30 protein-coding genes are annotated in these 23,989 nt (G+C 58.1%); 2 read left to right on the top strand and 28 right to left on the bottom strand.

The features are described from left to right. Positions 1 to 69: 69 nt before the first annotated feature. The 27 genes from spoIIID to HIJ39_RS01465 form a co-directional block, all read right to left on the bottom strand. Positions 70 to 327, bottom strand: a complete 258-nt coding sequence (gene spoIIID / locus HIJ39_RS01335) for a sporulation transcriptional regulator SpoIIID (protein WP_169095906.1) — start codon at positions 325 to 327, stop codon at positions 70 to 72. A gap of 101 nt (positions 328 to 428) precedes the next feature. Next, the gene (locus tag HIJ39_RS01340) at positions 429 to 1,010 is read right to left on the bottom strand and encodes a M23 family metallopeptidase (protein ID WP_169095908.1); all 582 of its coding nucleotides are present in this window, start codon (positions 1,008 to 1,010) and stop codon (positions 429 to 431) included. A gap of 76 nt (positions 1,011 to 1,086) precedes the next feature. Next, positions 1,087 to 1,788: a YwmB family TATA-box binding protein gene (locus tag HIJ39_RS01345; protein WP_169095910.1), complete on the bottom strand. Its 702-nt coding sequence runs from the start codon at positions 1,786 to 1,788 to the stop codon at positions 1,087 to 1,089. 463 nt (positions 1,789 to 2,251) lie between these two features. Continuing rightward, on the bottom strand, positions 2,252 to 2,695 hold the full coding sequence (gene atpC / locus HIJ39_RS01350) for an ATP synthase F1 subunit epsilon (protein ID WP_169095911.1): 444 nt from the start codon (positions 2,693 to 2,695) through the stop codon (positions 2,252 to 2,254). A 12-nt stretch (positions 2,696 to 2,707) separates the two neighbouring features. Then, complete coding sequence (gene atpD / locus HIJ39_RS01355) at positions 2,708 to 4,141, bottom strand: F0F1 ATP synthase subunit beta (protein ID WP_169096058.1); 1,434 nt, start codon at positions 4,139 to 4,141, stop codon at positions 2,708 to 2,710. 17 nt (positions 4,142 to 4,158) lie between these two features. After that, positions 4,159 to 5,025 (bottom strand): ATP synthase F1 subunit gamma, encoded by an 867-nt coding sequence (gene atpG, locus HIJ39_RS01360; protein ID WP_169095913.1) that lies wholly within the window; start codon positions 5,023 to 5,025, stop codon positions 4,159 to 4,161. Beyond that, complete coding sequence (gene atpA / locus HIJ39_RS01365; protein WP_169095915.1) at positions 5,026 to 6,534, bottom strand: F0F1 ATP synthase subunit alpha; 1,509 nt, start codon at positions 6,532 to 6,534, stop codon at positions 5,026 to 5,028. Continuing rightward, the gene (gene atpH / locus HIJ39_RS01370; protein WP_169095917.1) at positions 6,524 to 7,087 is read right to left on the bottom strand and encodes an ATP synthase F1 subunit delta; all 564 of its coding nucleotides are present in this window, start codon (positions 7,085 to 7,087) and stop codon (positions 6,524 to 6,526) included. The genes atpA and atpH overlap by 11 nt, the downstream gene beginning before the upstream one ends. Next, entirely contained in the window at positions 7,084 to 7,578 is a 495-nt protein-coding gene (gene atpF / locus HIJ39_RS01375; protein ID WP_169095919.1) for a F0F1 ATP synthase subunit B, read from the bottom strand. The genes atpH and atpF overlap by 4 nt, the downstream gene beginning before the upstream one ends. A 29-nt stretch (positions 7,579 to 7,607) precedes the next feature. Beyond that, positions 7,608 to 7,838: an ATP synthase F0 subunit C gene (gene atpE / locus HIJ39_RS01380; RefSeq protein WP_169095921.1), complete on the bottom strand. Its 231-nt coding sequence runs from the start codon at positions 7,836 to 7,838 to the stop codon at positions 7,608 to 7,610. Positions 7,839 to 7,866: 28 nt separating this feature from the next. After that, positions 7,867 to 8,559: a F0F1 ATP synthase subunit A gene (gene atpB, locus HIJ39_RS01385; protein ID WP_169095923.1), complete on the bottom strand. Its 693-nt coding sequence runs from the start codon at positions 8,557 to 8,559 to the stop codon at positions 7,867 to 7,869. Then, positions 8,556 to 8,933, bottom strand: coding sequence for a hypothetical protein (locus HIJ39_RS01390; RefSeq protein ID WP_169095925.1), 378 nt, complete (start codon positions 8,931 to 8,933; stop codon positions 8,556 to 8,558). The genes atpB and HIJ39_RS01390 overlap by 4 nt, the downstream gene beginning before the upstream one ends. After that, entirely contained in the window at positions 8,930 to 9,154 is a 225-nt protein-coding gene (locus HIJ39_RS01395) for an AtpZ/AtpI family protein (protein WP_338055046.1), read from the bottom strand. The genes HIJ39_RS01390 and HIJ39_RS01395 overlap by 4 nt, the downstream gene beginning before the upstream one ends. 213 nt (positions 9,155 to 9,367) lie before the next feature. After that, on the bottom strand, positions 9,368 to 9,985 hold the full coding sequence (gene upp, locus HIJ39_RS01400; RefSeq protein ID WP_169095927.1) for a uracil phosphoribosyltransferase: 618 nt from the start codon (positions 9,983 to 9,985) through the stop codon (positions 9,368 to 9,370). Positions 9,986 to 10,007: 22 nt separating this feature from the next. Continuing rightward, positions 10,008 to 10,460 (bottom strand): ribose 5-phosphate isomerase B, encoded by a 453-nt coding sequence (gene rpiB / locus HIJ39_RS01405; RefSeq protein ID WP_169095929.1) that lies wholly within the window; start codon positions 10,458 to 10,460, stop codon positions 10,008 to 10,010. A gap of 25 nt (positions 10,461 to 10,485) precedes the next feature. Then, positions 10,486 to 10,932: an arsenate reductase/protein-tyrosine-phosphatase family protein gene (locus tag HIJ39_RS01410; protein ID WP_169095931.1), complete on the bottom strand. Its 447-nt coding sequence runs from the start codon at positions 10,930 to 10,932 to the stop codon at positions 10,486 to 10,488. Further along, positions 10,929 to 11,921 carry an L-threonylcarbamoyladenylate synthase gene (locus HIJ39_RS01415; RefSeq protein ID WP_169095933.1) on the bottom strand — a complete coding sequence of 331 codons (993 nt, stop codon included), beginning with the start codon at positions 11,919 to 11,921 and terminating at the stop codon, positions 10,929 to 10,931. The genes HIJ39_RS01410 and HIJ39_RS01415 overlap by 4 nt, the downstream gene beginning before the upstream one ends. Before the next feature lie 8 nt (positions 11,922 to 11,929). After that, the gene (locus HIJ39_RS01420; protein ID WP_169095935.1) at positions 11,930 to 13,180 is read right to left on the bottom strand and encodes an ArsB/NhaD family transporter; all 1,251 of its coding nucleotides are present in this window, start codon (positions 13,178 to 13,180) and stop codon (positions 11,930 to 11,932) included. A gap of 23 nt (positions 13,181 to 13,203) precedes the next feature. After that, on the bottom strand, positions 13,204 to 13,527 hold the full coding sequence (locus HIJ39_RS01425; RefSeq protein ID WP_169095937.1) for a rhodanese-like domain-containing protein: 324 nt from the start codon (positions 13,525 to 13,527) through the stop codon (positions 13,204 to 13,206). Positions 13,528 to 13,529: 2 nt separating this feature from the next. Then, entirely contained in the window at positions 13,530 to 14,363 is an 834-nt protein-coding gene (prmC, locus tag HIJ39_RS01430; protein ID WP_169095939.1) for a peptide chain release factor N(5)-glutamine methyltransferase, read from the bottom strand. Beyond that, positions 14,363 to 15,436 (bottom strand): peptide chain release factor 1, encoded by a 1,074-nt coding sequence (gene prfA / locus HIJ39_RS01435; protein WP_207711397.1) that lies wholly within the window; start codon positions 15,434 to 15,436, stop codon positions 14,363 to 14,365. The genes prmC and prfA overlap by 1 nt, the downstream gene beginning before the upstream one ends. 61 nt (positions 15,437 to 15,497) lie before the next feature. Beyond that, positions 15,498 to 15,698 carry a 50S ribosomal protein L31 gene (gene rpmE, locus HIJ39_RS01440; RefSeq protein ID WP_169095941.1) on the bottom strand — a complete coding sequence of 67 codons (201 nt, stop codon included), beginning with the start codon at positions 15,696 to 15,698 and terminating at the stop codon, positions 15,498 to 15,500. An 87-nt stretch (positions 15,699 to 15,785) separates the two neighbouring features. Continuing rightward, entirely contained in the window at positions 15,786 to 17,234 is a 1,449-nt protein-coding gene (locus HIJ39_RS01445; protein ID WP_169095943.1) for a sensor histidine kinase, read from the bottom strand. Continuing rightward, positions 17,234 to 17,938, bottom strand: coding sequence for a response regulator transcription factor (locus tag HIJ39_RS01450; RefSeq protein WP_169095945.1), 705 nt, complete (start codon positions 17,936 to 17,938; stop codon positions 17,234 to 17,236). Before HIJ39_RS01450 ends, HIJ39_RS01445 begins: the two co-directional genes overlap by 1 nt. Continuing rightward, entirely contained in the window at positions 17,939 to 19,945 is a 2,007-nt protein-coding gene (gene rho, locus HIJ39_RS01455; protein WP_169095947.1) for a transcription termination factor Rho, read from the bottom strand. It lies immediately after the preceding gene. A gap of 4 nt (positions 19,946 to 19,949) precedes the next feature. Next, the gene (gene glpX / locus HIJ39_RS01460; RefSeq protein WP_169095949.1) at positions 19,950 to 20,939 is read right to left on the bottom strand and encodes a class II fructose-bisphosphatase; all 990 of its coding nucleotides are present in this window, start codon (positions 20,937 to 20,939) and stop codon (positions 19,950 to 19,952) included. 181 nt (positions 20,940 to 21,120) lie between these two features. Further along, a complete protein-coding gene (locus HIJ39_RS01465) occupies positions 21,121 to 21,453 on the bottom strand; it encodes a DNA-binding transcriptional response regulator (protein ID WP_169095951.1) in 333 nt (110 codons plus the stop codon). Between the two features lie 127 nt (positions 21,454 to 21,580). Between HIJ39_RS01465 and HIJ39_RS01470 the strand changes: the two genes are divergently transcribed. Continuing rightward, positions 21,581 to 22,789, top strand: a complete 1,209-nt coding sequence (locus HIJ39_RS01470; RefSeq protein WP_169095953.1) for a S1C family serine protease — start codon at positions 21,581 to 21,583, stop codon at positions 22,787 to 22,789. A 136-nt stretch (positions 22,790 to 22,925) separates the two neighbouring features. Continuing rightward, a complete protein-coding gene (locus HIJ39_RS01475; RefSeq protein ID WP_169095955.1) occupies positions 22,926 to 23,504 on the top strand; it encodes a GNAT family N-acetyltransferase in 579 nt (192 codons plus the stop codon). On the opposite strand, the gene HIJ39_RS01480 is transcribed toward HIJ39_RS01475, so the two are convergent. After that, positions 23,473 to 23,922 carry a GNAT family N-acetyltransferase gene (locus HIJ39_RS01480; RefSeq protein ID WP_169095957.1) on the bottom strand — a complete coding sequence of 150 codons (450 nt, stop codon included), beginning with the start codon at positions 23,920 to 23,922 and terminating at the stop codon, positions 23,473 to 23,475. The two genes, HIJ39_RS01475 and HIJ39_RS01480, sit on opposite strands and share 32 nt — an antisense overlap. Between the last annotated feature and the right edge of the window lie 67 nt (positions 23,923 to 23,989).

Genomic DNA, 23,989 nt, shown 5'->3' on the forward strand with positions numbered 1-23,989 from the left:
TGGAGGCGGAAGCGGGATGCGCGCCGGGGGCGCTTTGGCCCCCGGCCGGCCGGGCAAAGCGCATTGAAGCTACAGCGGATTCTGCGTGCGAAACTTTTGCCGTGTGGCCTCGCCGCCGCGAAGGTGTCGCTCCGCCTTGTTGACCTCAAGGACCTTTTTGACTTCATTGGCAAGATGAGCGTTGACCTTAGGCAGCCGTTCCGTAACATCCTTGTGCACTGTGCTTTTCGATACACCAAAAACTTTTGCGGTATCGCGCACTGTTGCTCCACTCTTCAGAATATAGTTGCCAATTTCCATGACGCGTTGCCAGATGTGGTCCTTCACCTCTCCGGCCCCTTTCTCCCCCCGTCGTCTGCTAGAGTATATGGCCCGAACAAAAATAAATGCCAGGGCACAGGCCCTGGCATTATGTGGCTGTCTCGGCTTTAAGATGAGGGGTGAAGGTAGTTCATGGGGTTCGTTGCGGTGGCGCCGTGGTAGACTTGGAAGTCTACGTGGGAACCAGCGTTGCGACTATATAAACTGGCGGCACCAACCGTGCCAATAACCTCACCTTGACGAACCGCTTGGCCCGCCTTTACCTCGACACGGCCAAGATGGCCGTACACCGTCTCGAAGCCGTCGCCATCGTTGATGGTGACTGTAAGTCCCATGTGCGGCTCTTTGGTCACTTGGGTTACCCGTCCCGCCCAAGCCGCCTCAACCGGCCGGCCTTTGGGAGCAGCGAAGGTAATCCCGGGATTGTAGTACCATTCGTTCAACGCACCCGAATACTGCCATCCAAAGGCACTGGCAATTTTACCTTTAACCGGCGCAGCAAGCGGCGCGGACGTGGGACCACCGGCCGCAGGGGAAGTGTTGCCACCTTGGCTGGAAGCCGGCGTCTTGGTCGACACCGGCGTTGATGTCGTAGCCGTCTGGCGATGCGTGACAACGAGCGCCGCCGCTCCCCCGACAACTACAATACCCGCCACAACGCCCAATATGGTTGTGCGACGATTTGCCATGCGAATTCCCGCTTCCTCTGCTGAAATTACCCCGAAGGGGCTATTTCCAGTTTCCCCAAATAATTCCAGCTCAAACCTAATAGGTCACGGTAATTAGCGGAGAACCCACATATACTTGGGTTTGATGCATATAACCGTTGTAGCTGACGGCGACCTGCACGTTGACCTGATGGCCGTCTAAGGCGTCGGACTGTGAAATAAAGGGACTGTGGCCGGCATCGGAAATATAGCCAGCGGTTGTAATCCCATTCAATGTTTTGGCGTCCACAGCCGACAGCGCCTGATTCACTAGCCGCTGCTGCTGGGCTGTGTTTAATCGGTTCGGGAGCACGCCCTCTAAATTGACATCCTGGTGCACCCGCCCATACCCAGCCAGGATGTGGCGAAACAGCGTCTGGCTCTCGGGAAGCCCCTGAAAGCCGTCCGGTGACGTGCGATCCAGCACCACGTAGGTGTCTCCGCTTGAGAGCCTCTCCACAATGATTTGTGTGACAATGCCCGCGACCTTTTTCGTTTCGGAAATCTTCTGGTACGACGGATTGTTGACAAAGGCTTGAGGCCCCTGCATATGAAGTTCTCCCGCCACCTGGTCAGCGAGCGCGGACAGGTTTTGAGCCTTCTGGGGCGCGACCCGTGTCCAATCGTTCAAACTGTACCCGCTAGGCTTGGCTCCCGTCGCATGAAAGGCTGTGGTCAGCGGCTTCACCACCGCCGCGTGCGCCTCCGCCCCCACCCAAATCAAGGCACCAATGCCAACCACCCACCAAATATTGCGCATCGTTCCATCCTCCTTAAAAACTGCGCTTTCAATACCAAATTGTTCCACGGAGGCGCGAACTTCATACCTGGTATGCACGACTGGAGTTGAACATTGCTTGAGGAATGGCTTGGGCAGCGGGTTCACGACCATGAAGCGGGACATCTAGCCGACGTATGCAGTCGAGGCCAACCGGGAGCGGATCGTGTCAGAGTGAGACCCTTCGGGTTTCAAGTCTTGCGCCGACCGATCGGGTGAAAGATTCTGCCGCGATGCCGTCTACGCCGGATACGGCCGTTTTAAGCAACCTACACGCATGATATGGTCCCAATCCGCTGGCCAACCTAAGGGAACGTCTTCAATCCCTGAGAAGGCGGCTTCTCCGTCTAACGTACAGAACACCACATACACATCGCGTGGCCGATGCCCTCAAATAAAAAAAGAGCCCAGCCCGAAGGCTGGACTCCTCGTACGATCCCGATGCTTAATGGGTGCTGGCGGTGGTCGCCCGACTAATGTCGCGGCCAGCCAGCTTGAGCCGGTTCTCTGCCCGAGCTAGTGCCCGCTGCGCCCGAGCCAAGTCCACCGTGGCCTGCGAGGAGCCCATGCTGATGCGCTCCACCGCTCGCTGCCGCGCCCGTTCTGCTCGGGCCACATCCACCATGTCCGCCGTTTCCGCCGAGTCTGCCAAAATGATGGTGGATGTATCCTGGACTTCCAGGAAGCCACCGCCAATAGCTAGCTGTTCGGTCTTGCCATCCGGATCATAGACCGTCATGATATGCGGAACCAAGGGCGTGATGATCTGCATGTGATGCGCCAAGATGCCGATTTCGCCTTCCGTGCTGCGGACGATCATCTCGGTCACATCCTTGTCGTACACCACCCGCTCCGGCGTCACGACGCGCAGCCGATACGTGGTCGCCATGTTCTCCCCCCTTTAAAGGGTCTTGGCCTTGGCGATTGCCTCGTCGATGGAACCGACCATGTAGAAGGCCATTTCCGGCAAATCGTCATGCTTGCCCTCAAGAATCTCCTTAAACCCACGTACGGTTTCAGCAATGGGCACGTACTTGCCCTGAATGCCGGTGAACTGTTCCGCCACAAACATCGGCTGCGACAGGAAACGCTCAATCTTTCGGGCCCGCGCCACCGTCAGTTTGTCTTCGTCGGACAGTTCATCCATACCCAAGATGGCGATGATGTCCTGCAAGTCCTTATAGCGCTGCAAAACCTGCTGTACTCCGCGTGCGACTTGATAGTGCTCCTCGCCCACAATTTGCGGGTCGAGAATACGCGACGTGGAAGTCAGGGGATCCACCGCCGGGAAAATCCCCTTGTCGGAAATGCGCCGCTCCAAGTTGGTGGTCGCATCCAAGTGCGCAAAGGTCGTGGCTGGGGCCGGGTCGGTGTAGTCGTCAGCCGGCACGTACACGGCCTGAATCGAGGTGATGGAGCCCTTCTTGGTGGAAGTGATGCGCTCCTGCAATTGACCCACGTCCGTGGCCAACACGGGCTGATAGCCCACGGCCGACGGCATGCGGCCCAACAGTGCCGATACCTCAGAGCCGGCCTGGACAAACCGGAAAATGTTGTCGATGAAGAACAGCACATCCCGGCCTTCCTGGTCGCGGAAGTACTCGGCCATGGTGAGCCCCGAGAGAGCCACCCGCATACGCACACCCGGAGGCTCGTTCATCTGACCGTATACCAGCGCGGTCTTGTCGATAACGCCGGACTCATTCATTTCCCGATAGAGGTCATTGCCCTCACGGGTGCGCTCTCCGACACCGGCGAACACCGAGTAACCCCCGTGCTCCTTGGCGATGTTGTGGATGAGCTCCATAATCAACACCGTTTTGCCGACGCCGGCGCCGCCGAATAGGCCGACCTTACCGCCTTTCGGATAGGGAGCCAATAGGTCCACAACCTTAAGGCCGGTCTCGAAAATTTCCGTGGACACCGCAAGTTCTGTGAACTCCGGCGGATCCCGGTGAATGGGCAACGTCTCAGCGTCCTTGGGCGCCTCCTTGCCGTCAATGGGCGTCCCCAACACGTTGAACATGCGGCCCAACGTGACCTCCCCGACCGGCACGGCAATCGGCTTGCCGTGGTCGATGACCCGCATGCCCCGCACAACCCCGTCGGTAGAGGCCATGGCGATGCAGCTGACGCGATTGTCCCCCAAGTGGTGCATGGCCTCCAGCGCAATGTCAATCTTGTTCTCAGACACCGAACTGTCCGGTCCCTCACCGGGAGCCCGGCGATCGTCCGAAACGATTCTGAGCTCGTTGTAGATGGCGGGCAAGTTCCCCTCGGGGAACTCCACCTGCACTACTGGCCCGAGAACCTCAACGACTCTCCCTTCGTTCAAAGCCACCCGAAACCCTCCTATTTCAACGCTTCCGCGCCGCCAACCAACTCCGCGATCTCCCGCGTAATGGCCGCCTGACGCAAGCGGTTGCGCAACAAAATCATGCGGCGAATGAGTTCCTCCGCATTCTTGCTGGCGTTGTCCATCGCCGTCATCCGCGCCCCTTGCTCTGATGCCTTGGATTCCAAGAGGGCGCCAAAAATCAACATTTCCACATAGCGTGGGAGCAGATCTTGAAACACGTCCCGCGGATCCGGTTCAAAGACATAGCCCAATTCCGGTCCCGCCTTGTCTTGGCCGGATTGCTCGGGCGGCTCAACCGGCAAGAGCCGAATGGTTCTGGGCTCATGAGACATGGCGTTTTTATATTCGGTGTAGGTCAAATACACCGCGTCCACTTCTTTAGCTAAGTAGCGGGCAATGATGATGTCGGCGACAGCTTTCGCCTGCCGATAGCTGGGATCATCACCGAGGCCCACAAACTCCTCCTCGATGGGGACGTTGCGGTACCGGAAAAAGTCGCGTCCCTTGCGCCCCACGGCATACACGCCGGTCTGACGGGCATTGAGCGCCCGCATGTCGGCCTGAGCACGCCGTAAAACGTTGGTATTGTAAGGACCCGCCAGCCCCCGGTCGGACGTCACCACCACCATGGCCACCGTCTCTTCGGGGCGCGTTTCCAGCAAGGGATGGTTATTCCCCCCCTTGGCCACCGCCCGGGCTGTGACGGCGCGGATTTCCTTGAAGTACTCGCGGGATGCCCGCGCCCGTTCCTCGGCCCGGCGAAGTTTGGCGCCCGCCACCAATTTCATGGCGCGGGTGATTTGCTCGGTGTTCTGGACGCTTCGAATACGACGCCTGAGCTCCTGCAAACCGCCTGCCATTTAAAACACCGCCGTCTTCTTAAAGTCCTCGATGGCCGCCGTCAACGCCTTGGTGGTTTCGTCCGACAGCGACTTCTCCTGCCTGATGGTCTCGAGTACATTCGCGCGTTCTTCGTGCAGGTAGCGGAGCAAGCCGCGCTCAAACTCACGGACGTTCTCCACCGCGATGTCATCCACAAAGCCCTTGGTTACGGCAAAGATCACCGCCACCTGTTCCTCAACCTTAAGCGGCTGGTACTGAGGCTGCTTCAAGAGCTCCACGGTGCGGGCACCACGGGCCAAACGCGCCTGAGTGGCCTTGTCGAGGTCTGATCCGAACTGCGAGAAGGCCGCCAGTTCCCGGTACTGCGCCAAGTCCAAGCGCATCCCGCCGGCTACCTGCCGCATTGCCTTAATCTGCGCCGATCCACCCACGCGCGAGACCGAAAGACCGACGTTCACGGCCGGACGCACCCCGGAGAAGAACAGGTCGCTCTCCAAGAAGATCTGACCGTCGGTGATAGAGATCACGTTGGTGGGAATGTACGCCGAAATGTCGCCTGCCAGCGTCTCAATGATGGGAAGCGCGGTTAAGCTGCCGCCACCCTTCTCATCCGACAGACGCGCTGCCCGCTCCAACAGGCGCGAGTGAAGGTAGAACACGTCACCCGGATAGGCTTCACGGCCAGGCGGACGGCGAAGCAAAAGCGACATAGCGCGATAGGCGACAGCGTGCTTGGACAGGTCGTCGTAGACCACCAGCACATCCTTGCCCTTGTCTCGAAACTCCTCACCCATCGCACAGCCCGCGTAAGGAGCCAAGTACTGCAAGGGAGCCGGTTCGCTGGCAGCCGCCGACACCACGATGGAGTACTCCATGGCGCCATGCTCTTCCAGTGTCCGGACGATACCCGCAATGGTCGATTCTTTCTGGCCAATGCCGACGTAAATGCAAATCACATTCTGGTCGCGTTGATTCAAAATGGTGTCAATGGCTAACGCCGTCTTGCCGGTTTGCCGGTCGCCAATGATGAGCTCGCGCTGACCCCGACCAATCGGAATCATGGCATCAATGGCTTTTAATCCTGTCTGCAGTGGCGTGTTCACCGGTTGACGGTCAATGATGCCGGGAGCCGGATATTCCACGGGGCGGCGAATCGAGGTCTCGATGGGTCCCTTGCCGTCAATCGGCACCCCGAGGGCACTCACCACGCGGCCAATCAAAGCCTCGCCGGCTGGCACCTCGACCACACGGCCGGTGCGGCGTACCCGATCGCCCTCTTTAATCCCGCGGTCATCGCCCAAAATCACGCAACCGACGTTGTCTTGCTCCAGGTTAAGCGCCATACCATAGACGCCGTTGTCAAACTCCAACAGCTCGCCGGCCATGCAATCGCCAAGACCATAGATGCGGGAAATGCCGTCTCCGACGGAGAGCACCACGCCCGATTCGGACAGCTCCGTGGTGACGCCATATTTCTCGATCTCTTCTTTTAAAATGGCACTAATTTCGTCTGGTTTAATGCTCAACGACACTACCTCCCCCGTCCCCACTGCGTAGCTTGTCGCCCAAGATTGCCAATCTGCGGATCAGGCTTCCATCCAGCACCCGGTCGCCCATGCGGATGACGAGCCCACCGAGAAGCGAGGGATCCTGCTTTAGTGTGGTCATCACCGTGTGCCCGGTAGCGCGCCCCAAAGCCTCGGCAATGGCCTCCTGCTGCTCCTGGCTTATGGGGGCGGCCGAAATCACGTCCGCATGAAGAATCCCACGACTCTCATCCCAGAGGTTCCGGTATTCTTCGTAAATTGTGGACAGCAAATCTTCCCGCTTCTTGTCCACCACCACGTCGACCAAACGCGCGGCTAGCGCATCCACGTCGCCAAACAGGCGATGCACCGTCTCTTTTTTGACGGTGGGTGAAATCTCCGGCCGACGGATAAACAGACGGAAGGCGCGATCACCATCCCATACTGCCACCATCCGGCCTAAATCCTCCGCGACGCGCTCCTCTTTGTGAGCCGACTTGGCAAGCTCAAAGAGCGCACGCGCATAGGGCCGAGCAATCACTGCCTGCTTCATTGCAGTTGCCCCGCATCCTTCAAAATCTCATCGAGGTAGCGATTTTGGTCTTCCTGGGTGAGATTGCGCTCGATGATTTTGGACGACGCCAAAAGAACCAAGTCTGCTACTTGACTGCGAATCGAGGCAAGCGCACGATCGCGCTCGTGCTCAATTTCCTCCAATGCAGCTTTCTGGCGGTAACTGGCCTCTCGCTGCGCTTGCTCGATAATCTTTTTGGCCTGCTCGTCACTTTCCCGGCGGGCTTGCGCCAACATCTGCTTGGCCTCGTCGCGCGCCTGGCTGACCAGACTTTCCGCTTCCTGGCGCAACTTTTCCGCTTCCGCCTTCAGGTTTTCCGAATCGTTGACCTGCTTGGCAATGTTGTCGCGGCGCTGCTGCATGGCACCCAAAATCTTTTTGTAGACCAGGGCCCGAAGCAAAAACAGGAGAATCAGGAACTGCAGAACCGCGGCAATGAGATTGCCTAGCGTTAACGAAGTGCTGGACACGGCAATGCTCCTTCCTTCAAACGTCTAGGCTAACCAATCTTGGTAAACACAAAGAGCACGAAGGTGATAACCGGCCACGCCTCAACCAACGCCACACCAACTAGCGCCCACGTCAAGAGGCGACCAATCGCCTCAGGCTGACGGCCGACCCCTTCTACCATGCGGCCCATGACCAAACCGTTGCCGATGCCGGCACCAATGGCGCCGCCTGCTGCAGCTAATGCTCCGATGAAGAGCATAATCTCTTTCGCCGTAAACACTTGTTAAACTCCTCCTCTTTCTCGCGCGCTAATGGTCTTTGTTTGCCTGAATACTCATGTAGGCGACCGTTAGAATGGTGAAAATCAAGGCTTGGATCATGGAAATCACCAAGCTGAACACCAGCCACAACGTGCCAATGAAGAAGGTGGTCAAAACCCCGCCCACACCGTGTGGGAGGTGCGTGGTCATACGGAGCACCAATTCTCCGGCCAAAATGTTTCCAAACAACCGGAATGCCAGACTTACCGGCATCACCAACTGTTCCAACGCGTTAATGATCAGCCCAACAACCGGAAACGGCTTCCATACCCAACCATAGACCCAGCCGCCGAAGCCTTTGTATTTGATACCGGCCCATTGGATTAGCAAAAACATCCAAATAGCCAGCCCTGCTGGGATGCTCAAAAAGGCCGTCGGCGAGTGAATCCAGTCACCCCCGAACCACGGCAACGGCAACAATCCGATGATGTTGGCCACGACCAGCATCAAGAACAGCGTCAAAGCCAGCAACGACAGATTGGGCGCTAACGCTTCCGGGGCCATCTGACCCACAAGATCTTGGAAGGTTTCAATAGCGGTTTCCATCAGGTTCTGGGTCCCCGAGGGCACCCCGGCCGTCGCGCGCCGCGCCGCCGCCAAGCCAAACACCAGCACCAGCGCCATGGTGATGAGACCCGTCCAGAACGGAGGCCATTGAAAAGCCGTCAAGGAAAAATTCATCCGTTCACCCCCTTGCCCTTATGGTGGAGGGCCGCCCACACCAGATAAATCAGGTGGGGGACAAACACGCCGCCCAGCGCCGCATCCAAATTCACCCGGGTATATCGCTGAAGCACATAAAAATAAACCCCCAAGAGCACAAGCCGCGATAAGAGTCGAAGATTCAATCCCATAACGGCTGCGCGGGGATTCAAACGGGCCCATAACGGGAGGCGAAGCCCAAGTCCCACCAAATCAATATCACCTGGCAGAATCCCGGCTGCGATACCCCACGCCACCATAGACCCGCTAATGGCGGCAATCACGACGCATACCACGCCGATTACCACGGCAAAAACCGCCGCTTGTTTCCACAGGCTCTGAAATTCTCTCACTTTGGCATAACCTTCGACAAATGAAAGAGCCCCACGAAGCCCGCCACAATTCCCGCCAAAACGCCCACAATCGTCAACCACGGCGATGTGTGCAAGAGGCCGTCCATCCAGTGACCCAACAGAAATCCCAGCACGATGGCCAAAACCAGTTGAGTCGCCATGGCTGCCGCCATACCCACTCCACGGAAGGCGGAACCGGCTGGTTTCTTGGGTTCTCCCACCTGGAGTCACCTCTTTCAACAGCGGCACCTCGCATCGCGCTTGTGACCGGCGGAACAAACTGGCGCCAGGCTTCGGCGAATTTCGAGGAAACACGGCATCTCTCGCAGTCGGGTAGGCATAACGAAACTACCCCTCACCGAGCCATAAGTATAGCGATAGGGGAAATTGAAGTCAAGTGGTGGCGATTTCGCCAAGCCTTGACGGAAGCCCGGCTAAAGGGTGCCAAACTGGCGATCACCCGCATCCCCCAACCCGGGAATAATGTAACCGTGTTCGTCCAGTCGTTTGTCCAGTGCCGCCGTGTAAACGGGCACGTCCGGGTGCGTGTTTGCCACCCGCGCCACGCCTTCCGGAGCAGCAATGATGCTCACCAGTCGAATGTCTTGGGCGCCCTCCGACTTTAAATAATCCAGCGCATCCACCGCCGATCCCCCCGTCGCCAGCATCGGATCGAGCAGGATAAATGGGTGATTCTGGCGCTCCATGGGGAAATTGGAATAGTAGCGCACCGGCTTTAAGGTCTCATGATCCCGATACATGCCCAGGTGGGAAACCACCGCCCCGGGAATGACATCGCGAAACCCCTCCACCAATCCGAGTCCCGCTCTCAGTACCGGAACTAAAATCGGCTCGCGCAGGAGTCGAACGCCCACCGTCTGAGCCATGGGCGTGGTCACCTCGATCTCCTGAGTAGCCAAATTCCCTAAAACCGGGAAGGCCATAAGCCGCGCCAGCGCCGTCAAATGCAAACGAAAGGCATCGACTGAGGTGGCCTTGTTCCGAAGCGCAGTAATATGCACCCGCACCAGCGGGTGATCGACCAAGATCATTAGTATCCCTCAACTCACAGGTTTAAAGTCCTGGTTCCCGCCGTTCGATGGTTTGAATCTTCTCCACCCGGCGCACGTGCCGTCCGCCCGCGAACTCGGTGGACAAAAACGTGAGGAGAATTTCCTCTGCCAGGGGCTGAGCCACAAATCTCCCGCCCATGGTGAGAACATTCGCGTCGTTGTGCTCACGAGCCAGACGCGCCGATACCACATCATGGGCCAACGCGGCCCGCACCCCAATAATTTTGTTGGCGGTCATGCACATTCCCTGGCCACTGCCGCACAACAACAGGCCCCGGTCGACATTGCCCCGTGCGACGGCCTCTCCGACTTTCAGGGCATAATCGGGGTAATCCACCGAGTCCGGGCTAAAGGTCCCAAAATCCTCGACATCCCAGCCATGTTCAATGAGAAATGCCACCAAGGGCTCCTTCAACGGCCACCCCGCATGATCTGCGCCCACTGCTATCCGCATCGTCCCATCTCCTTGGCTTCGTTGATTATTCCAGTTTCGTATCCAGTCGTTCTTTTAAACGGGCTAAGAGAGCATGAAGCCGATCGGCGACCGCCTGATAGGTCTCGCGATCATGACCAGCCGGATCCTGGATGTCTCCCGGTTCGCCGGCGAAGTCACCGAGGCAAAAGGTGCGATCGTTCCAATCTGGCCGCCGCTCCATCACCTGCAAACGCTGTGACTCTGTCATGGTGAGAACAAAATCCGGGTCGTCGCGAATCTCATCCAGATCGCGGGCCCGATGGCTGTCCAAGCGGCCACCATATCGTGTGACCACAAGCTGGGCAAATTCCGCAGCCGGTTGTCCCGACCAGGCCGAAACACCCGCCGACGCGCCCCGTCCTCCCATCGCCTTCCACAGCGCCTCCGCCATGGGACTACGACAAGTATTGCCAGTACAAACAAACAATATCTCCGGAACTTCCTTGCTCATGCTTTAATCCTAACCCCGGCCGCCTTTTCGATCCGGTTTCGAATGGCTAAGCCCAAGCCATGGTCCGATTCCCACACTACCACAATAGCTCCGGGATTGCCCGCATCTAACGCGCGGATAGCCCCGAACAGCCGGTGTGCGGCTGACACGTCGTCCTCCCCCAGGCTTGCCCACGGGCCTCGGGCGATGGAAGAGAACGACTCCGGCGCGATGAGGGCCAATGCCCCATAGCGGTCCTTTAGCTCAGGCAGGAGTGCTTGGACACGAGCGGGGCTGGCGCTCTGCACCCAAACCACCGGAGCGTTGGGCGCATAATGGCGATACTTCATCCCCGGTGCCCGAGCCGGACCGTGACCGTCCGGTAACGCGACCTCGCCCACCACGCTCGCCACCATTTCCAAGGAGACTCCGCCCGGCCGCAGCAACACGACGGGGGTGACGGTGCAGTCTACCACCGTCGACTCCAAACCAACCCGTGTGGGTCCGCCATCGATGATGTAGCCGACCCGCCCCTGCAAATCCGCCCAAACCGCCGAAGCACTAGTCGGGCTGGGCCGACCGCTTAAATTGGCGCTGGGTGCGGCAATGGGGTTATTCAGGCCAGCAATCAGAGCACGCGCCACGGGATGGTCGGGTGCCCGCACCGCCACCGTATCAAGTCCTCCCCGTACCACCGCCGGAATTTTCGGGTGAGCCCGAACCACCACCGTCAAGGGTCCCGGCCAGAAGGCCTCCACCAACTGAACGGCCGAAGACGGCAACGGACCCAAAGCCAGTGCTTCCAAATCTTCCGGATTCTTCACATGCAAAATTAACGGGTTGTCTTGGGGACGGCCCTTGGCACGAAATATTTTGGCGGCAGCCTCGCCGTTCAATCCGTCCGCCCCGAGTCCATAAACTGTCTCAGTGGGAAAGGCCACCAGTTCCCCGGCCTTCAACGCCTCGACCGCCGGATTCAACATGTCCGGCTTGAGAATTACGGTCTCCACAAGTCCCCCTAAAATCGAATGGCCAGATAGGCCAAGCCCAACAAGGCGGTGAACCCCGCCGTTTTGAGTCCAAAACGGGCATATCGGGCAAAGCTTAATGGGTAGCCCCGCTCAAGCGCCAACCCTTGCGCGACCACATTGGCCGAAGCACCAATAACCGTCGCGTTTCCTCCAAGAGCCGCCCCCATAGCGACGGCCACCCATAATTCTACCCCAAAATGTGGATCCTGAGCGACCATGTGGGCCAGCACGGGAATCAAGGCCGCCACCAAAGGGACGTTGTCCAACAGCGCGGAAAAAATTGCGCTGCCCAAAAAGAGCAGAAACGGCAACCAGGGGCCGAGGCCCGGAATGAGCAGCCAGCCCGCCACATAATGAATCAGCCCCGATGACTCCAGGGCACCCACCAGCACAAAAACGCCGATGAAGAAGCCCAGCGTTCCGTAGTCGACGCGACGCCACCAATGGCGCCCGAGACTTCCAGCAATGACGGTCGCAACCAGTGCCCCGAAGAGGGCAATGTAGCCGACCGGCACCCCCAGTTGCCGCTGCAGCACAAACCCGGCCAACATCAGCACCAACACGCCCAACAACGCCAGCAGCCGGCGTCGGGCAATCGGACGGGCATCATCAGCGTCATCTCGAGACTGGATAGGAGCGGCCGGCGCCATTTTCACGTAGCGGGGCAATAGCAGCGCCAACAGCACCAGAATCCCCACCGCGGCCGGTCCCAAAAAGGTTGTAAACTCGGTAAAGGAAAGATTAGCGGCTGTTCCAATCAAAATGTTGGGCGGATCGCCAATCAAGGTGCCCATGCCGCCAATGTTGGAAGCGACGACTTCCACCATCAGCAAGGGGACCGGATCCACGCCCATTTCCTCGGCCGCTTGTATGAGAATCGGCGAGAGAAGCAAGATCGTGGTGACGTTGTCCAAAAACGCGGAAACCACTGCGGTAATGACATAGAAAACCCCTAATAGCCTCCAGGGCTTGCCCCGTGCATAGCTCTTCGCCCAGCGCCCCAACAGCACAAACAGCCCCGCATCCCCTAAATAGGCCACAAAAATCATCATGCCGGCAAGGAGAAAAATGGTATTCCAATCAATGCTGTGAAAGGCCGTGGCGGGCGATACGGTTTGACTTAACACCAGCGCCAAGGCCAGTCCCAACGCCACCCAGGCACGATGGAACCAATCCCCTAGCAACAGAACGTAAAGCACCACGATGGCAATTAGCGCCACCCACTGCGGACCCGACATGCTAACCCCCCGCCTTCGGGGGATTATACGCCATCCCCCCGCTTCATAAGACTAGACAAGTAGGCATTCCAACCATCCATACCGCCCACCAGCTTATAGATATGGCGAAATCCCTGCTCTTCCAGAACTTCGGCTGCATATTCGCTGGCGCCCTTGCCGAACTGACAAAACACCACAATCTCCCGATCTCGATCCCAATCTTGGGGCGAATCCTCCAAGTCCAGCACGGGAACGTGCACCGCTCCGGGGATTTGCCCGATTTGCCCAATGCGAACATCTACGACTAGGGGCGGGGTCGGCCCCGCTAATCGCGTGACCAACTCGCTCGGTTTGATATACTCGGCCATCCCTATCCCTCCGACCTCACCTGTGCGGCGACCACCCGGGGAATCCCCGCCAAATCCGAAAATGCCTTGATCGCATCAAAGCCATTTGCGCGAAGATAGTCGCCCAGTGTCTTAGCTTGCCCTATGCCGCATTCTAAAAATATCCAACCCCACGGCGAAAGTTTCAAGCGGGCTTGCCCGATCAACGCTCGGATGGCAGAAAGACCGTCGGGGCCGCCATAAAGAGCTTCAGGCGGTTCATGGGACAGTTCCTCATCGCCCCGATATCCGTCCGGAACGTAGGGAAGATTGGCCACCACCACATCGAAGGGGCCACTTGCCTCCCTCAACAAGTCAGAGCGAAAAAACCGGACGGATAGGTTCAGCGCGCGCGCATTGTCCTTGGCGATACGAAGCGCATCAGCGCTTCGATCCACACCATACACCGTCCAAGCAGGCTTGTTTGCCTTAAGGGCTAAAGCCACCGCACCTGAACCGGTTCCCACGTCCACCACCCGGACTTGGCTCTGATGAATCATATCCAGCACGGCCTGGACCAGCCCTTCGGTTTCCGGACGGGGAATCAGAACGGCTGGCGTCACCCGAAGCATCAAGCCATAAAATTCGCGCTGCCCGGTAATATAGGCTAGCGGTTCCCTCTCACTGCGGCGTCTCAGCGCCACACCGAACCGGGCATCTAACGTGTCATCCCAGGCGCCGCCATGCGCCACCCAATCCGCCAGCGTGCGGCCGCTTGCCCATTCGAGAAGATACCGAGCTTCCCGCTCTGCCCTATCAATACCTGCCGCTCGCAACTGCTCCGCTGCTTCCTGCAAATGCTGCCGCCAAGCGTCCATTAAGCCTCTTTGAGCCGCTCTTCCTCGTCTTGCGCGACAAGGGCGTTGATGAGCTCGTCCAGATCGCCGTCCATGATGCCGTCAATACGGTGCAAGGTGAGACCAATGCGGTGATCGGTCACGCGCCCTTGCGGGAAATTATAGGTGCGAATGCGTTCCGAACGGTCGCCGGTGCCAACCTGCGAGCGACGCTCTTCCTGCACGGCGTTGTGAGCTTGCGAATCATATAAGTCCTTAAGACGTGCCCGCAAAACGCGCATGGCCTTTTCCCGGTTTTTGAGCTGCGACTTCTCGTCTTGGCAATACACCACAATGTTGGTCGGCAAATGCGTGATGCGAACGGCCGACTCCGTTTTGTTCACGTGCTGTCCGCCCGCCCCCGACGCCCGCATGGTGTCAATCCGCAAATCATCCGGATTAATGGTGAGTTCCGTCTCTTCCGCTTCCGGCAACACGGCCACGGTCACTGTCGAGGTATGAATCCGTCCTTGCGCTTCCGTGACCGGAACTCGCTGCACCCGATGCACGCCGCTTTCGTACTTTAAGCGACTATAGGCCCCCCTGCCCTCAATCATAAAAATGACTTCTTTATAGCCGCCAATATCCGTAGGACTGGATGACAGCACCTCGGTTCGCCATCCTTGCCGTTCTGCATAGCGTACGTACATCCGAAACAGCGAGGCGGCGAACAAGGCTGCTTCCTCCCCGCCAGCGCCACCTCGAATCTCCATGATGACGTTTTTTTGGTCATTGGGATCGGTGGGTGTCATGAGACGCGTCAAGTGCGCCTCCAATCGCTCGGCCTCGCCCTTCAAGCGGTCTGCCTCCGCCAGCGCCCATTCGCGCGTTTCCGCATCGTCATCCCGGGCAAGCTCGCGGGCGGTATCCAATTCCTCCAAGGCTTCGTGCCACCGGTCATAGGAGGAGACAATCTCTTCCCACTCCGCCAACTCCTGACCGTACTTTTTAGCCAGCTCAGGATTGGAGAGAACGGCCGGATTGGCCATTTCCTCCTGCAGCTCGAAATATCGCTTTTTTGCCGATTCCAAGCGGCCCAATATACTTTCGTCCATCTCCGCCACCCTTACCCATGGTGAAAGAAAAAACAGAGCTCCGGGGCTCTGTTTTCGTACCCTATTTCATCCCGTAGCGCTTCTTGAATCGCTCAACCCGCCCGCCGGAGTCCACGATCCGTTGCTGTCCGGTATACAAAGGATGGCACTTCCCGCAGATTTCGATCTTCAAGTTCTCGCGGGTGGAGCCGATGTGATAGACGGCACCGCAGGAACAAGTCACCGTTGTGCGATGATACTGAGGATGAATGTCGGCCTTCATGAAATCACCTTCTTCCCGCTCATTAAGCATCAACGGCTATTTTATCAAACAACCCTGGGGCGCGCAAGCGTCGGGTTTGTGCCGATCTTATCCCGTAGCACAGGGAAGCCACAATTCCACCGTCGTCCCTTCACCAGGTGTGGAGTGGATGTCGACACCTCCGCGGTGATGGCGCATCACCTCATCAACAATAAAGAGCCCCAACCCGTTTGAGCTCTGTCGGGACGCATCGCCTGTGACAAAACGCTCAAAAACACGCGGCAACAGTTCTTCCGGAATGCCGGGTCCTTGATCCGACACCCGCACCACCGCCCGACTTGTTTCCCTAATTGTCTCTATCGTGATGGTGCCGCCCTCAGGCGACCATTTGACGGCATTGTCCACCACGTTCACTAGGGCCTCCACCAAATAGTCCTCATTGGCCAAGACGGTCGCGTCCTCCTGCGTCGACCAGACCAGTTTCAAGTCTTTTTCGTCCATGACCGGCTTGACCCGTTCCATGGTCTTACCCACAATTTGATGAAGCGAGAGCGGCACCATCGTCCCGCTCTCGCTTCGGATGCGGGTAGCCCTAAGGAGCCGGTTCACCAAGCGCTGCAAACGGAGCGTTTCCTCCCACGCGACCTGCACCGCTCGATCCCCGGCATCGCCTGTGGCCACGCCGTCCTTCACAGCCTCCAAAAAACCCCGAATGGACGTCAGCGGCGTTCTTAAATCATGGGCGACGTGTGCCAACAGGGCGTCTCGGGCCTCCGCCTCGCGCTTCAATTGCCCGACTTGGGCCTGAATGCGATCCTCCAGTCGGTTAAACTCCCGAGCCAGCTCCTGGACTTCCAACGGCCCCTGATCTTCGGCCGCCGGCACTCGCGGCGCATCATCCGCCCGTCCCGTACCCGCTACCACTCGGCGCAACTCCTGGAGCGGCCGCGACAGGCGCCAGCTAATCGCATAGGCAAGTGCGCCCACCATAATGACGGCCACCAATTCGCCCAAGAGCAATAGTCGAGTGAGCGTGTTGGCCGTTCCTTGGGATATGGAAAGCGGGGACTCCACAAAGACGGCCCCCAGAATGTTGGGTCCATAGGACGGCCCCAAATAGCTGGGGCCCGCTTTGACCGGCACCCCCACAATGGCCACATTGTCCACAATGCCGCGATACACCTGACCTTGCTCCGCCACACGGGCCAGCGCGGACTCTGGAATACCCACCGCCTGAAACTGAATGTTTCCAGTAGGCGGCAATTCTACCTGGCCTGTGTCGCTCACCAAGGTAACTTGGGCTTTCAATGCCCCCTGCAAAATATGAATGTAATCCTTGGCCACATAATCAGGCATGGTGCCGGAGAAATATTGCGGCCCGACATTGCGAGCGATGACCTGCCCCTGTTCGGAGAGTTGGGTTAACTGCGTTACGGCTAAATAATGGCGGAACGTGAGTTGCGCAACTCCCAGAGCGAAGGCTAGCACCACCACCGCTACAAAGACGTGACTCAAAACGAGTTGACCGGAGAGACGCTTCAGCCAGCCAAAACGCATCAGGTTGACCTCGGTTTGGGTTGAAATCGATAGCCCTGGCCCCACACCGTGTCCAGATATTCGTACGGGGTGGACGTGGCCAAAAGTTTCTGTCTGAGACGCGTCACGTGGACATCCACGGTGCGGCTGTCGCCTTCAAATTCAAATCCCCAGACTCGATCCAAGAGAACGTCGCGGCTAAAAATTTGGCGCGGATTGCTGGCCAAAAAAGCGAGCAAATCGAACTCCCGGGGAGTGAGGGAGAGGGCCTCCTGCCCGGCGTGAGCCGTTCGCTTTTCTACATCAATCATGAGACCGGGATGACGAATGACGGTTGATGGGCGAGCCGGCGGCTCGGCGGTGGCCCGGCGCAATACCGCCTTCACCCGGGCCACCAGCTCTTTGGGACTGAACGGCTTAATGACATAATCATCGGCCCCCATGTCCAGCCCCAAAATCCGGTCCTCTTCGTCACCCATGGCGGTCAGCATGACCACCGGGAGCCATTGGTCGCGTTGGCGCACCTCGCTCAGCACATCAAAGCCATCCACCTGCGGCATCATTAAATCCAGCACCACCAGGTCATAAGCGTTGCCGTTGATGGCATCGAGGGCCTCTTGCCCGTCCACTGCCTCGTCCACCACGAAACCGTCATGGGTCAGGTAGAGGCGGCAGAGTTCGCGGATATGCGCGTCGTCATCAACCACCAATACCCGACTAGCCATTTATCCTTGACCTCCCTGACTGGCCATAAACAACTTAAAGAACTCGGCATTGGAGCGGGTGCGCTTCAAGTTTTGCAAAAGCAACTCGGTCGCTTCCTGATTGCCAAGGTTGTGAATGGCCTTTCTTACCTGCCAGACCACATCCAGTTCTTCCGGCGACATGAGCAAATCTTCACGGCGGGTTCCGGATCGCTTGATGTCCAAAGCGGGGAAGGTGCGCCGCTCCGCGAGTTTCCGATCCAGGTGAAGCTCCATGTTGCCGGTTCCCTTGAACTCTTCATAAATAACGTCATCCATGCGCGAGCCGGTGTCAACCAAGGCGGTGGCCAAAATTGTCAGGCTCCCGCCGTTCTCCACCTTGCGGGCCGCCCCAAAGAAGCGTTTCGGCTTATGCAAGGCGGCCGGATCCATTCCACCGGAGAGCGTACGGCCCGAAGCGGGAATGGTCAAGTTGTAGGCGCGCGCCAGGCGGGTAATGGAGTCCAACAGGATGACCACATCCAACCCCATCTCGACCAACCGCTTGGCCCGTTCCAAGACCATCTCGGCCACCCGAATATGATCTTCCGGAGGCTCATCAAAGGTAGAACTCGCCACTTCCCCACGCACCGAGCGCTCCATGTCCGTGACCTCTTCCGGACGTTCGTCAATCAGCAGCACCATGAGACGCGTTTCCGGGCTGTTTTGGGCGATGGCGTTGGCCAGCTTTTTCAATAGCACAGTTTTTCCGGCTTTTGGAGGTGCCACGATGAGGCCGCGCTGACCGCGGCCGATGGGAGCAATAATATCCACCACCCGACAGGCCAAATCCTCTCGCGAGGTTTCCAATCGAAACCGGGAATTGGGGAAAATGGGCGTCAGTCCATCAAAATCGGGACGTTCCGCCGACTTTTCGGGAGAGAGGCCATTCACCGCCTCTACCCGCAATAGGGCGAAATACCGTTCCCCATCTTTGGGCGGACGGGCCTGCCCTGACACCTGGTCGCCGGCGCGCAGATCAAAACGCCGAATCTGGGAGGCCGAGACATAGACATCCTCGCGGCTTCGCTGAAAGTCCGTGGGGCGCAAAAACCCATAATCGCCCACAATATCCAAGAGTCCCTGAACAAACACAAACCCATCTTTATGGGTCCGGGCGCGGAGAATTTCCCAAATGAGTTCGCCCTTCTTGTACTGGCGGAAATTATCAATGTTGAACTGGCGAGCCAATTTATACAGTTCCAATAGCGTCATGGACTCCAATTGCGCCATAGTCAACTGCGGTTCCCGTTGACGCGGAAGGTCGCGGCGCCCGGGTCCCGCCGGTCCACGGTCGCGATGGTCCGGCCGCCGGTTGTCCCGCGGACGGCCCGCATAGGAGCCATTGGCTTCGGCCGCCTCGGAAGGTCGAGGAGACACCCGTGCAGGTGCGGGAACCGCGGATGCAGAAGGAATGGGCGTTGCGGGGGACACCGCCGGCTCGGTCTCAAGCGGTTTGGGAACCGGCACGGGAAACGGCATGGGCGATGCAACGTCCACTTCCACGGGGGTTGCGGTAGAGGACTCCGACACCGATTGAGCCTCCGCTGGCTTGGCCTCGGGTTTCACGTCTTCCTTGGAATGGGGATTTTCCTCTGCTGCCTTGGCCGATTCATTCTTGTCGGCGGATGGCTGGGACTCGACGACTGATTCGATCGGGGCAGATTCTGTTTTGCGCGGCCGTCGGCGGCGCGTGGGCTTCTGCTTCTTTTCGGGTACCGTTTCGCCCTCGGGCACGTGGGAAGCTGGTGGCTCAGGTACCGGGTCGGGATAGGGCATGGGCGATGCCACATCCACCTGCTCGGTCGCAGGTTCCGGCGCTGCCTCGCTCTTTTTCTTGCGTCCGCGCCGCTTCGGAGCCGCCGTGGATTCTGCGTTGGCTTGCGGTTCCGACGGACTCTCGGCTGCCCTGGATTTGGTGCGTGTGCGCCGGGTGCGCTTGGGAGTCTCTTCCGCGGTCTCAGCCGCTTTGTTTAAATCGTCTGCCATAAAACTAGTTTTTCCTCCTCAGTTGCGTCACTGGCCGCCCTTGGGGCCACTTGCGGTTTAGCTGGTGGTCAGCCCGCACGAAACGGACCGTACCACTCTTGGACCTAAGCACCACAGAATGGGTCGAACAATAAAGGGGGCCATAGTGAACGCCATCAAGCAGATCCGTGTCGGTAATGGCCGTGGCCACGTAGAGCACGTCGTCGCCCCGCACCAGATCATCCAAGGTTAAAAGCTGACGGGGATTCTCGAGTCCCATGGCGCGTACCCGCTCTTCTTGGGCCGCATCCTCGGGCAAGAGGCGCGCCTGCATTTCGCCGCCGAGGCACTTGACCGCGGCCGCGGCAATGACCCCTTCGGGGGCGCCGCCCGAACCCACTACCAAATCAATGCCGGAATCGGGTACCGATGCGGCGACCGCCGGGGACACGTCGCCGTCGGAAATCAGGCGAATCCGCGCCCCCACCCGACGAATACGGTCGATAAGCTCTTGATGTCGCGGACGGTCTAAAATAACGGCTGTAAGGTCGGCGACCGGCTTCTCTAAGCGTTCTGCTAATTTCTCCAAATTTTCCTCGATGGGGGCATCCAACGCGATGACACCGCGTCCAGCGGGGCCAGTAACAATCTTCTGCATGTACATGTCGGGCGCATGCAACAAGCAGCCTTTGGGCGCAACGGCCATGACCGCAATCGCCCCGGGCAAACCTTTGGCTACCAAATTGGTCCCTTCAACGGGATCCACGGCAATATCAACCCGATCTCCTTGACCGTCGCCAATCTCCTCGCCGATGTAGAGCATCGGCGCTTCGTCCATTTCTCCTTCGCCGATGACCACCGTCCCGCGGATGTCGACCGTGTCGAGCATCGCCCGCATGGCATCGACGGCCAATTTATCCGCGCCGTTCTTGTCCCCGCGGCCCATCAACCGTCCCGCTTGGATGGCAGCGGCTTCGGTCACTCGGACAAACTCCAGCGCTAGTTCGCGCTCCATGTAAGGCCTCCAGAAATTGAGAGATTTGGGATATCATGTAGAAAACACGGCAACAATCGGGGGTGTCTCTAATCTACCCGAAGTCTCCGATTTTTAACCGCATGCTTTCGCTGTGAAGTAATCGCGCGTAGGTGTTCCAGAATTCCCCTGAATGGTAGCACAAGAGGTCACGGGACGCAAGCTAGCGCTCCGCCATGACCATCCGGTTTAACTCGGACAACCGAAAGGGTTTCGCAAGCCATTGAATATCCTTCGGAAGCCCCTCCTCCGCCGCAGGGTTTCCCGACATGACGACAAATCGCGTATCCGGCATCAAGGGTTTGACGCGAAGCACGGGGCCGTCCTTCAAAGTCCAGTCTGCAAAGCATACATCGGGTTGTGGCGCTCCCCCTTCGATGGCCCGAAGTGCCTCCTCGACCGACCCGAAACCCGAGACATGGGCGCCCCACCCGGAAAGCGCGGTCGACAGCAAGGTCCTGAGTGCCGCATCGTCATCAATAATCCATACCTGCATGGGCATTCCTCTTCGTTTGCTTCATATCCCCTGAACAGGAGAAATCGGTTGTGTATAGACATCGTAACGTATTTGTAACAACTACGGGATACACTAACAAAAAAATTCCGCGGTAAGGAGGCAGGTTATGGCAAGCATTCAGCGAACCGTGGCCGCCGCGATTGTCGGATTTGCGGTGGGCGCCGGGGCGATGGGTGGAGGTTTTTGGGCCTATAACGACCTTAACCCTGGGGCACAGGCGCAAGCCAACGCCTCCGCCAACATCCGGCAGTATGCGACCGTGGCCTCAGCACCGGCAACACTGCCTTTGGGTCCCGATACGGTGTCCAACGTCGTCAAGCGCGTTAGCCCGGCCATCGTGAAAATCGTGGCCACGGTCAAGCAAAACGTCAACGTCAATAATTCACCGTTCTTCAATCCGTTCTTTGGGTCGTTGTTCGGCAACCAGCCGATCACACCTCAGACTGCAGTTCAGACCGATATTGGCACCGGCTTCTTTTTCAATAAAGATGGCTACATCGTCACCAATGATCACGTAATCAACGGGGCCAGCAACATCAAGGTCTATGTCAAGGGTTACTCCAAGCCGTTTACCGCCACGGTTGTGGGGTCCGACTACCAAACTGACTTGGCGGTGCTGAAGATTAACGCGCCCAAACCCATGCCGACGTTGATTCTGGGCAACTCCAACAACACGCCGGTAGGCGCTTGGGTGATTGCTATCGGCAACCCCTATGATTTGAACGATACCGTTACCGTAGGCGTGATTAGCGCCAAGGGCCGACCCCTGACCATTGGCTCGCGCAATTACACCAACTTGCTGCAAACCTCGGCAGCCATTAATCCCGGCAACAGCGGTGGCCCGTTGCTGAACTTGGCTGGCCAGGTTGTGGGCATCAATACGGCGGTATCCACCCAGGGGCAAGGGATTGGGTTTGCCATCCCCACCTCGACGCTTGATCAGATTGTGCCCCAGTTGATGAAGACCGGCCACGTCTCTCGGCCTTGGCTGGGGGTGTTCATTTCCACCGACAACAAATCCATCGCAAAGCAATATAGTCTTGGCACGGCATCCGGCGTCCTAGTGGATTACGTTGAACCCAACAGCCCCGCGAGCCGGGCCGGACTCACGGCCGGTGAAGTCATCACCCAGGTAAACGGGCATGCCGTCACTACCGCCTCCGCTCTCGAAAGTCAGATCAAAAAAGAGTCGGTGGGAAGCCGTGTCTCCTTGACGGCGGTGACGTTGCACGGAAAGACGGTCACCGTCTCGGCAACATTGGGACAAGAGCCCAATCAGGCGATAACCATGCCCTCAACCGCTCAATTACCCTAAGCATTGCCCGAAAAAGGCCGCTGCTGGCGGCCTTTTTCCCTTTCTGCCCATGGCTCCAAGCGGGAACGCACGCCCTTCTCAAGCTGATCACCCAACCGACGCGCTGTCGAACTCTTGACTATGCGATAATAAGCACATGGATGAAAAGGCTCCATTCCCCATTGAATCAGACGGTCTGAGTTTTCGACCGATGACCATGGCTGATGTGGACGATACGAGCGCCTGGCTCACCACCCCGGAGGTACTAGCGTACTATGAGGGCCGCGACCGTCCGCAGTCTCCCGACTTGGTGCGGCAACGCTATCTCCCGAAGCAGGGAGAACCGGTGCAGGCGCTAATCGTTTGGTGGAAAGGGCGCCGGATAGGCTACGTACAAGTATATCCCCTCGATGACAAAGCGGCCGCCCAATACCAGGAACCTGCGGATGACACCTGGGGCATGGACCTCTTCATTGGGGAACCAGCGCTGTGGGGCCAAGGCCTGGGGACCCGCCTTGTTAACGCGATAACGGATAGTCTATTTCATCACATGGGAGCCCGACGGATTCTCATTGATCCGCGGGTCAACAACCCTCGAGCCCTGCACGTATATCAAAAATGCGGATTTCGGATTCTTAAGCGCCTTCCTTCGCATGAATTCCACGAGGGTATATGGCAAGATTGCGTTCTCATGGAAAAAGCCGCTATATCGGCCGCTCCATCTCGTAACGGGTGACATCATAACCCATACCGCGGTATAAGTTGACGGCATCGTGGTTTTCTCGCGTCACATAAAGCCTTGCCGTCGCCAGACCTTGTTTCTTTATGAAGTCCTCAGCCGCCTGCATAAGCCATTTTCCATAGCCTTGGCGACGATACTCGGGCTTTAGATACACCTGATCGATCGAGCCGTAGGCGCCTTGCAGATCCATGCGGACCGCCACCCAGACAAACCCGGCCACAGTGCCCTGATCATCCAACACAAAAATGCCATTCTCCAATGGACGCCGCCCTGCTACCCTAAGCCGCTGGGCCTGATCGGCCAAGAAGGCGGGCGTACACACAAAGCGTGGAAAATTCAACTGATACAAATCGCATTGCGCATCCAACAGGGCGCGAAAATCTTGGTGGGGACGGTATGGTCGAATCTGCAACCGACTTCCTCCTGTTCTCTCCCGCCATTTTACACCGTCATCAAGCGGTTGGCATACACAAAAGCCA

The sequence above is a fragment of the Sulfobacillus harzensis genome (assembly GCF_012933365.1).
Classification (GTDB): domain Bacteria; phylum Bacillota; class Sulfobacillia; order Sulfobacillales; family Sulfobacillaceae; genus Sulfobacillus_B; species Sulfobacillus_B harzensis.

Excerpts from the sequence above, each read along its gene's own strand:
- prmC (WP_169095939.1), bottom strand. The coding sequence starts at position 14,363 with ATGGACGCTTGGCGGCAGCATTTGCAGGAAGCAGCGGAGCAGTTGCGA.
- HIJ39_RS01445 (WP_169095943.1), bottom strand. The coding sequence starts at position 17,234 with ATGCGTTTTGGCTGGCTGAAGCGTCTCTCCGGTCAACTCGTTTTGAGT.
- HIJ39_RS01345 (WP_169095910.1), bottom strand. The coding sequence starts at position 1,788 with ATGCGCAATATTTGGTGGGTGGTTGGCATTGGTGCCTTGATTTGGGTG.
- atpH (WP_169095917.1), bottom strand. The coding sequence starts at position 7,087 with ATGAAGCAGGCAGTGATTGCTCGGCCCTATGCGCGTGCGCTCTTTGAG.
- rpmE (WP_169095941.1), bottom strand. The coding sequence starts at position 15,698 with ATGAAGGCCGACATTCATCCTCAGTATCATCGCACAACGGTGACTTGT.
- HIJ39_RS01425 (WP_169095937.1), bottom strand. The coding sequence starts at position 13,527 with ATGGCCGAGTATATCAAACCGAGCGAGTTGGTCACGCGATTAGCGGGG.
- atpC (WP_169095911.1), bottom strand. The coding sequence starts at position 2,695 with ATGGCGACCACGTATCGGCTGCGCGTCGTGACGCCGGAGCGGGTGGTG.
- rho (WP_169095947.1), bottom strand. The coding sequence starts at position 19,945 with ATGGCAGACGATTTAAACAAAGCGGCTGAGACCGCGGAAGAGACTCCC.
- glpX (WP_169095949.1), bottom strand. The coding sequence starts at position 20,939 with ATGGAGCGCGAACTAGCGCTGGAGTTTGTCCGAGTGACCGAAGCCGCT.
- HIJ39_RS01420 (WP_169095935.1), bottom strand. The coding sequence starts at position 13,180 with ATGTCGGGTCCGCAGTGGGTGGCGCTAATTGCCATCGTGGTGCTTTAC.
- HIJ39_RS01470 (WP_169095953.1), top strand. The coding sequence starts at position 21,581 with ATGGCAAGCATTCAGCGAACCGTGGCCGCCGCGATTGTCGGATTTGCG.
- HIJ39_RS01475 (WP_169095955.1), top strand. The coding sequence starts at position 22,926 with ATGGATGAAAAGGCTCCATTCCCCATTGAATCAGACGGTCTGAGTTTT.
- prfA (WP_207711397.1), bottom strand. The coding sequence starts at position 15,436 with ATGGACGAAAGTATATTGGGCCGCTTGGAATCGGCAAAAAAGCGATAT.
- rpiB (WP_169095929.1), bottom strand. The coding sequence starts at position 10,460 with ATGCGGATAGCAGTGGGCGCAGATCATGCGGGGTGGCCGTTGAAGGAG.
- atpG (WP_169095913.1), bottom strand. The coding sequence starts at position 5,025 with ATGGCAGGCGGTTTGCAGGAGCTCAGGCGTCGTATTCGAAGCGTCCAG.
- upp (WP_169095927.1), bottom strand. The coding sequence starts at position 9,985 with ATGATCTTGGTCGATCACCCGCTGGTGCGGGTGCATATTACTGCGCTT.
- atpB (WP_169095923.1), bottom strand. The coding sequence starts at position 8,559 with ATGAATTTTTCCTTGACGGCTTTTCAATGGCCTCCGTTCTGGACGGGT.
- HIJ39_RS01465 (WP_169095951.1), bottom strand. The coding sequence starts at position 21,453 with ATGCAGGTATGGATTATTGATGACGATGCGGCACTCAGGACCTTGCTG.
- HIJ39_RS01450 (WP_169095945.1), bottom strand. The coding sequence starts at position 17,938 with ATGGCTAGTCGGGTATTGGTGGTTGATGACGACGCGCATATCCGCGAA.
- HIJ39_RS01410 (WP_169095931.1), bottom strand. The coding sequence starts at position 10,932 with ATGAGCAAGGAAGTTCCGGAGATATTGTTTGTTTGTACTGGCAATACT.
- HIJ39_RS01340 (WP_169095908.1), bottom strand. The coding sequence starts at position 1,010 with ATGGCAAATCGTCGCACAACCATATTGGGCGTTGTGGCGGGTATTGTA.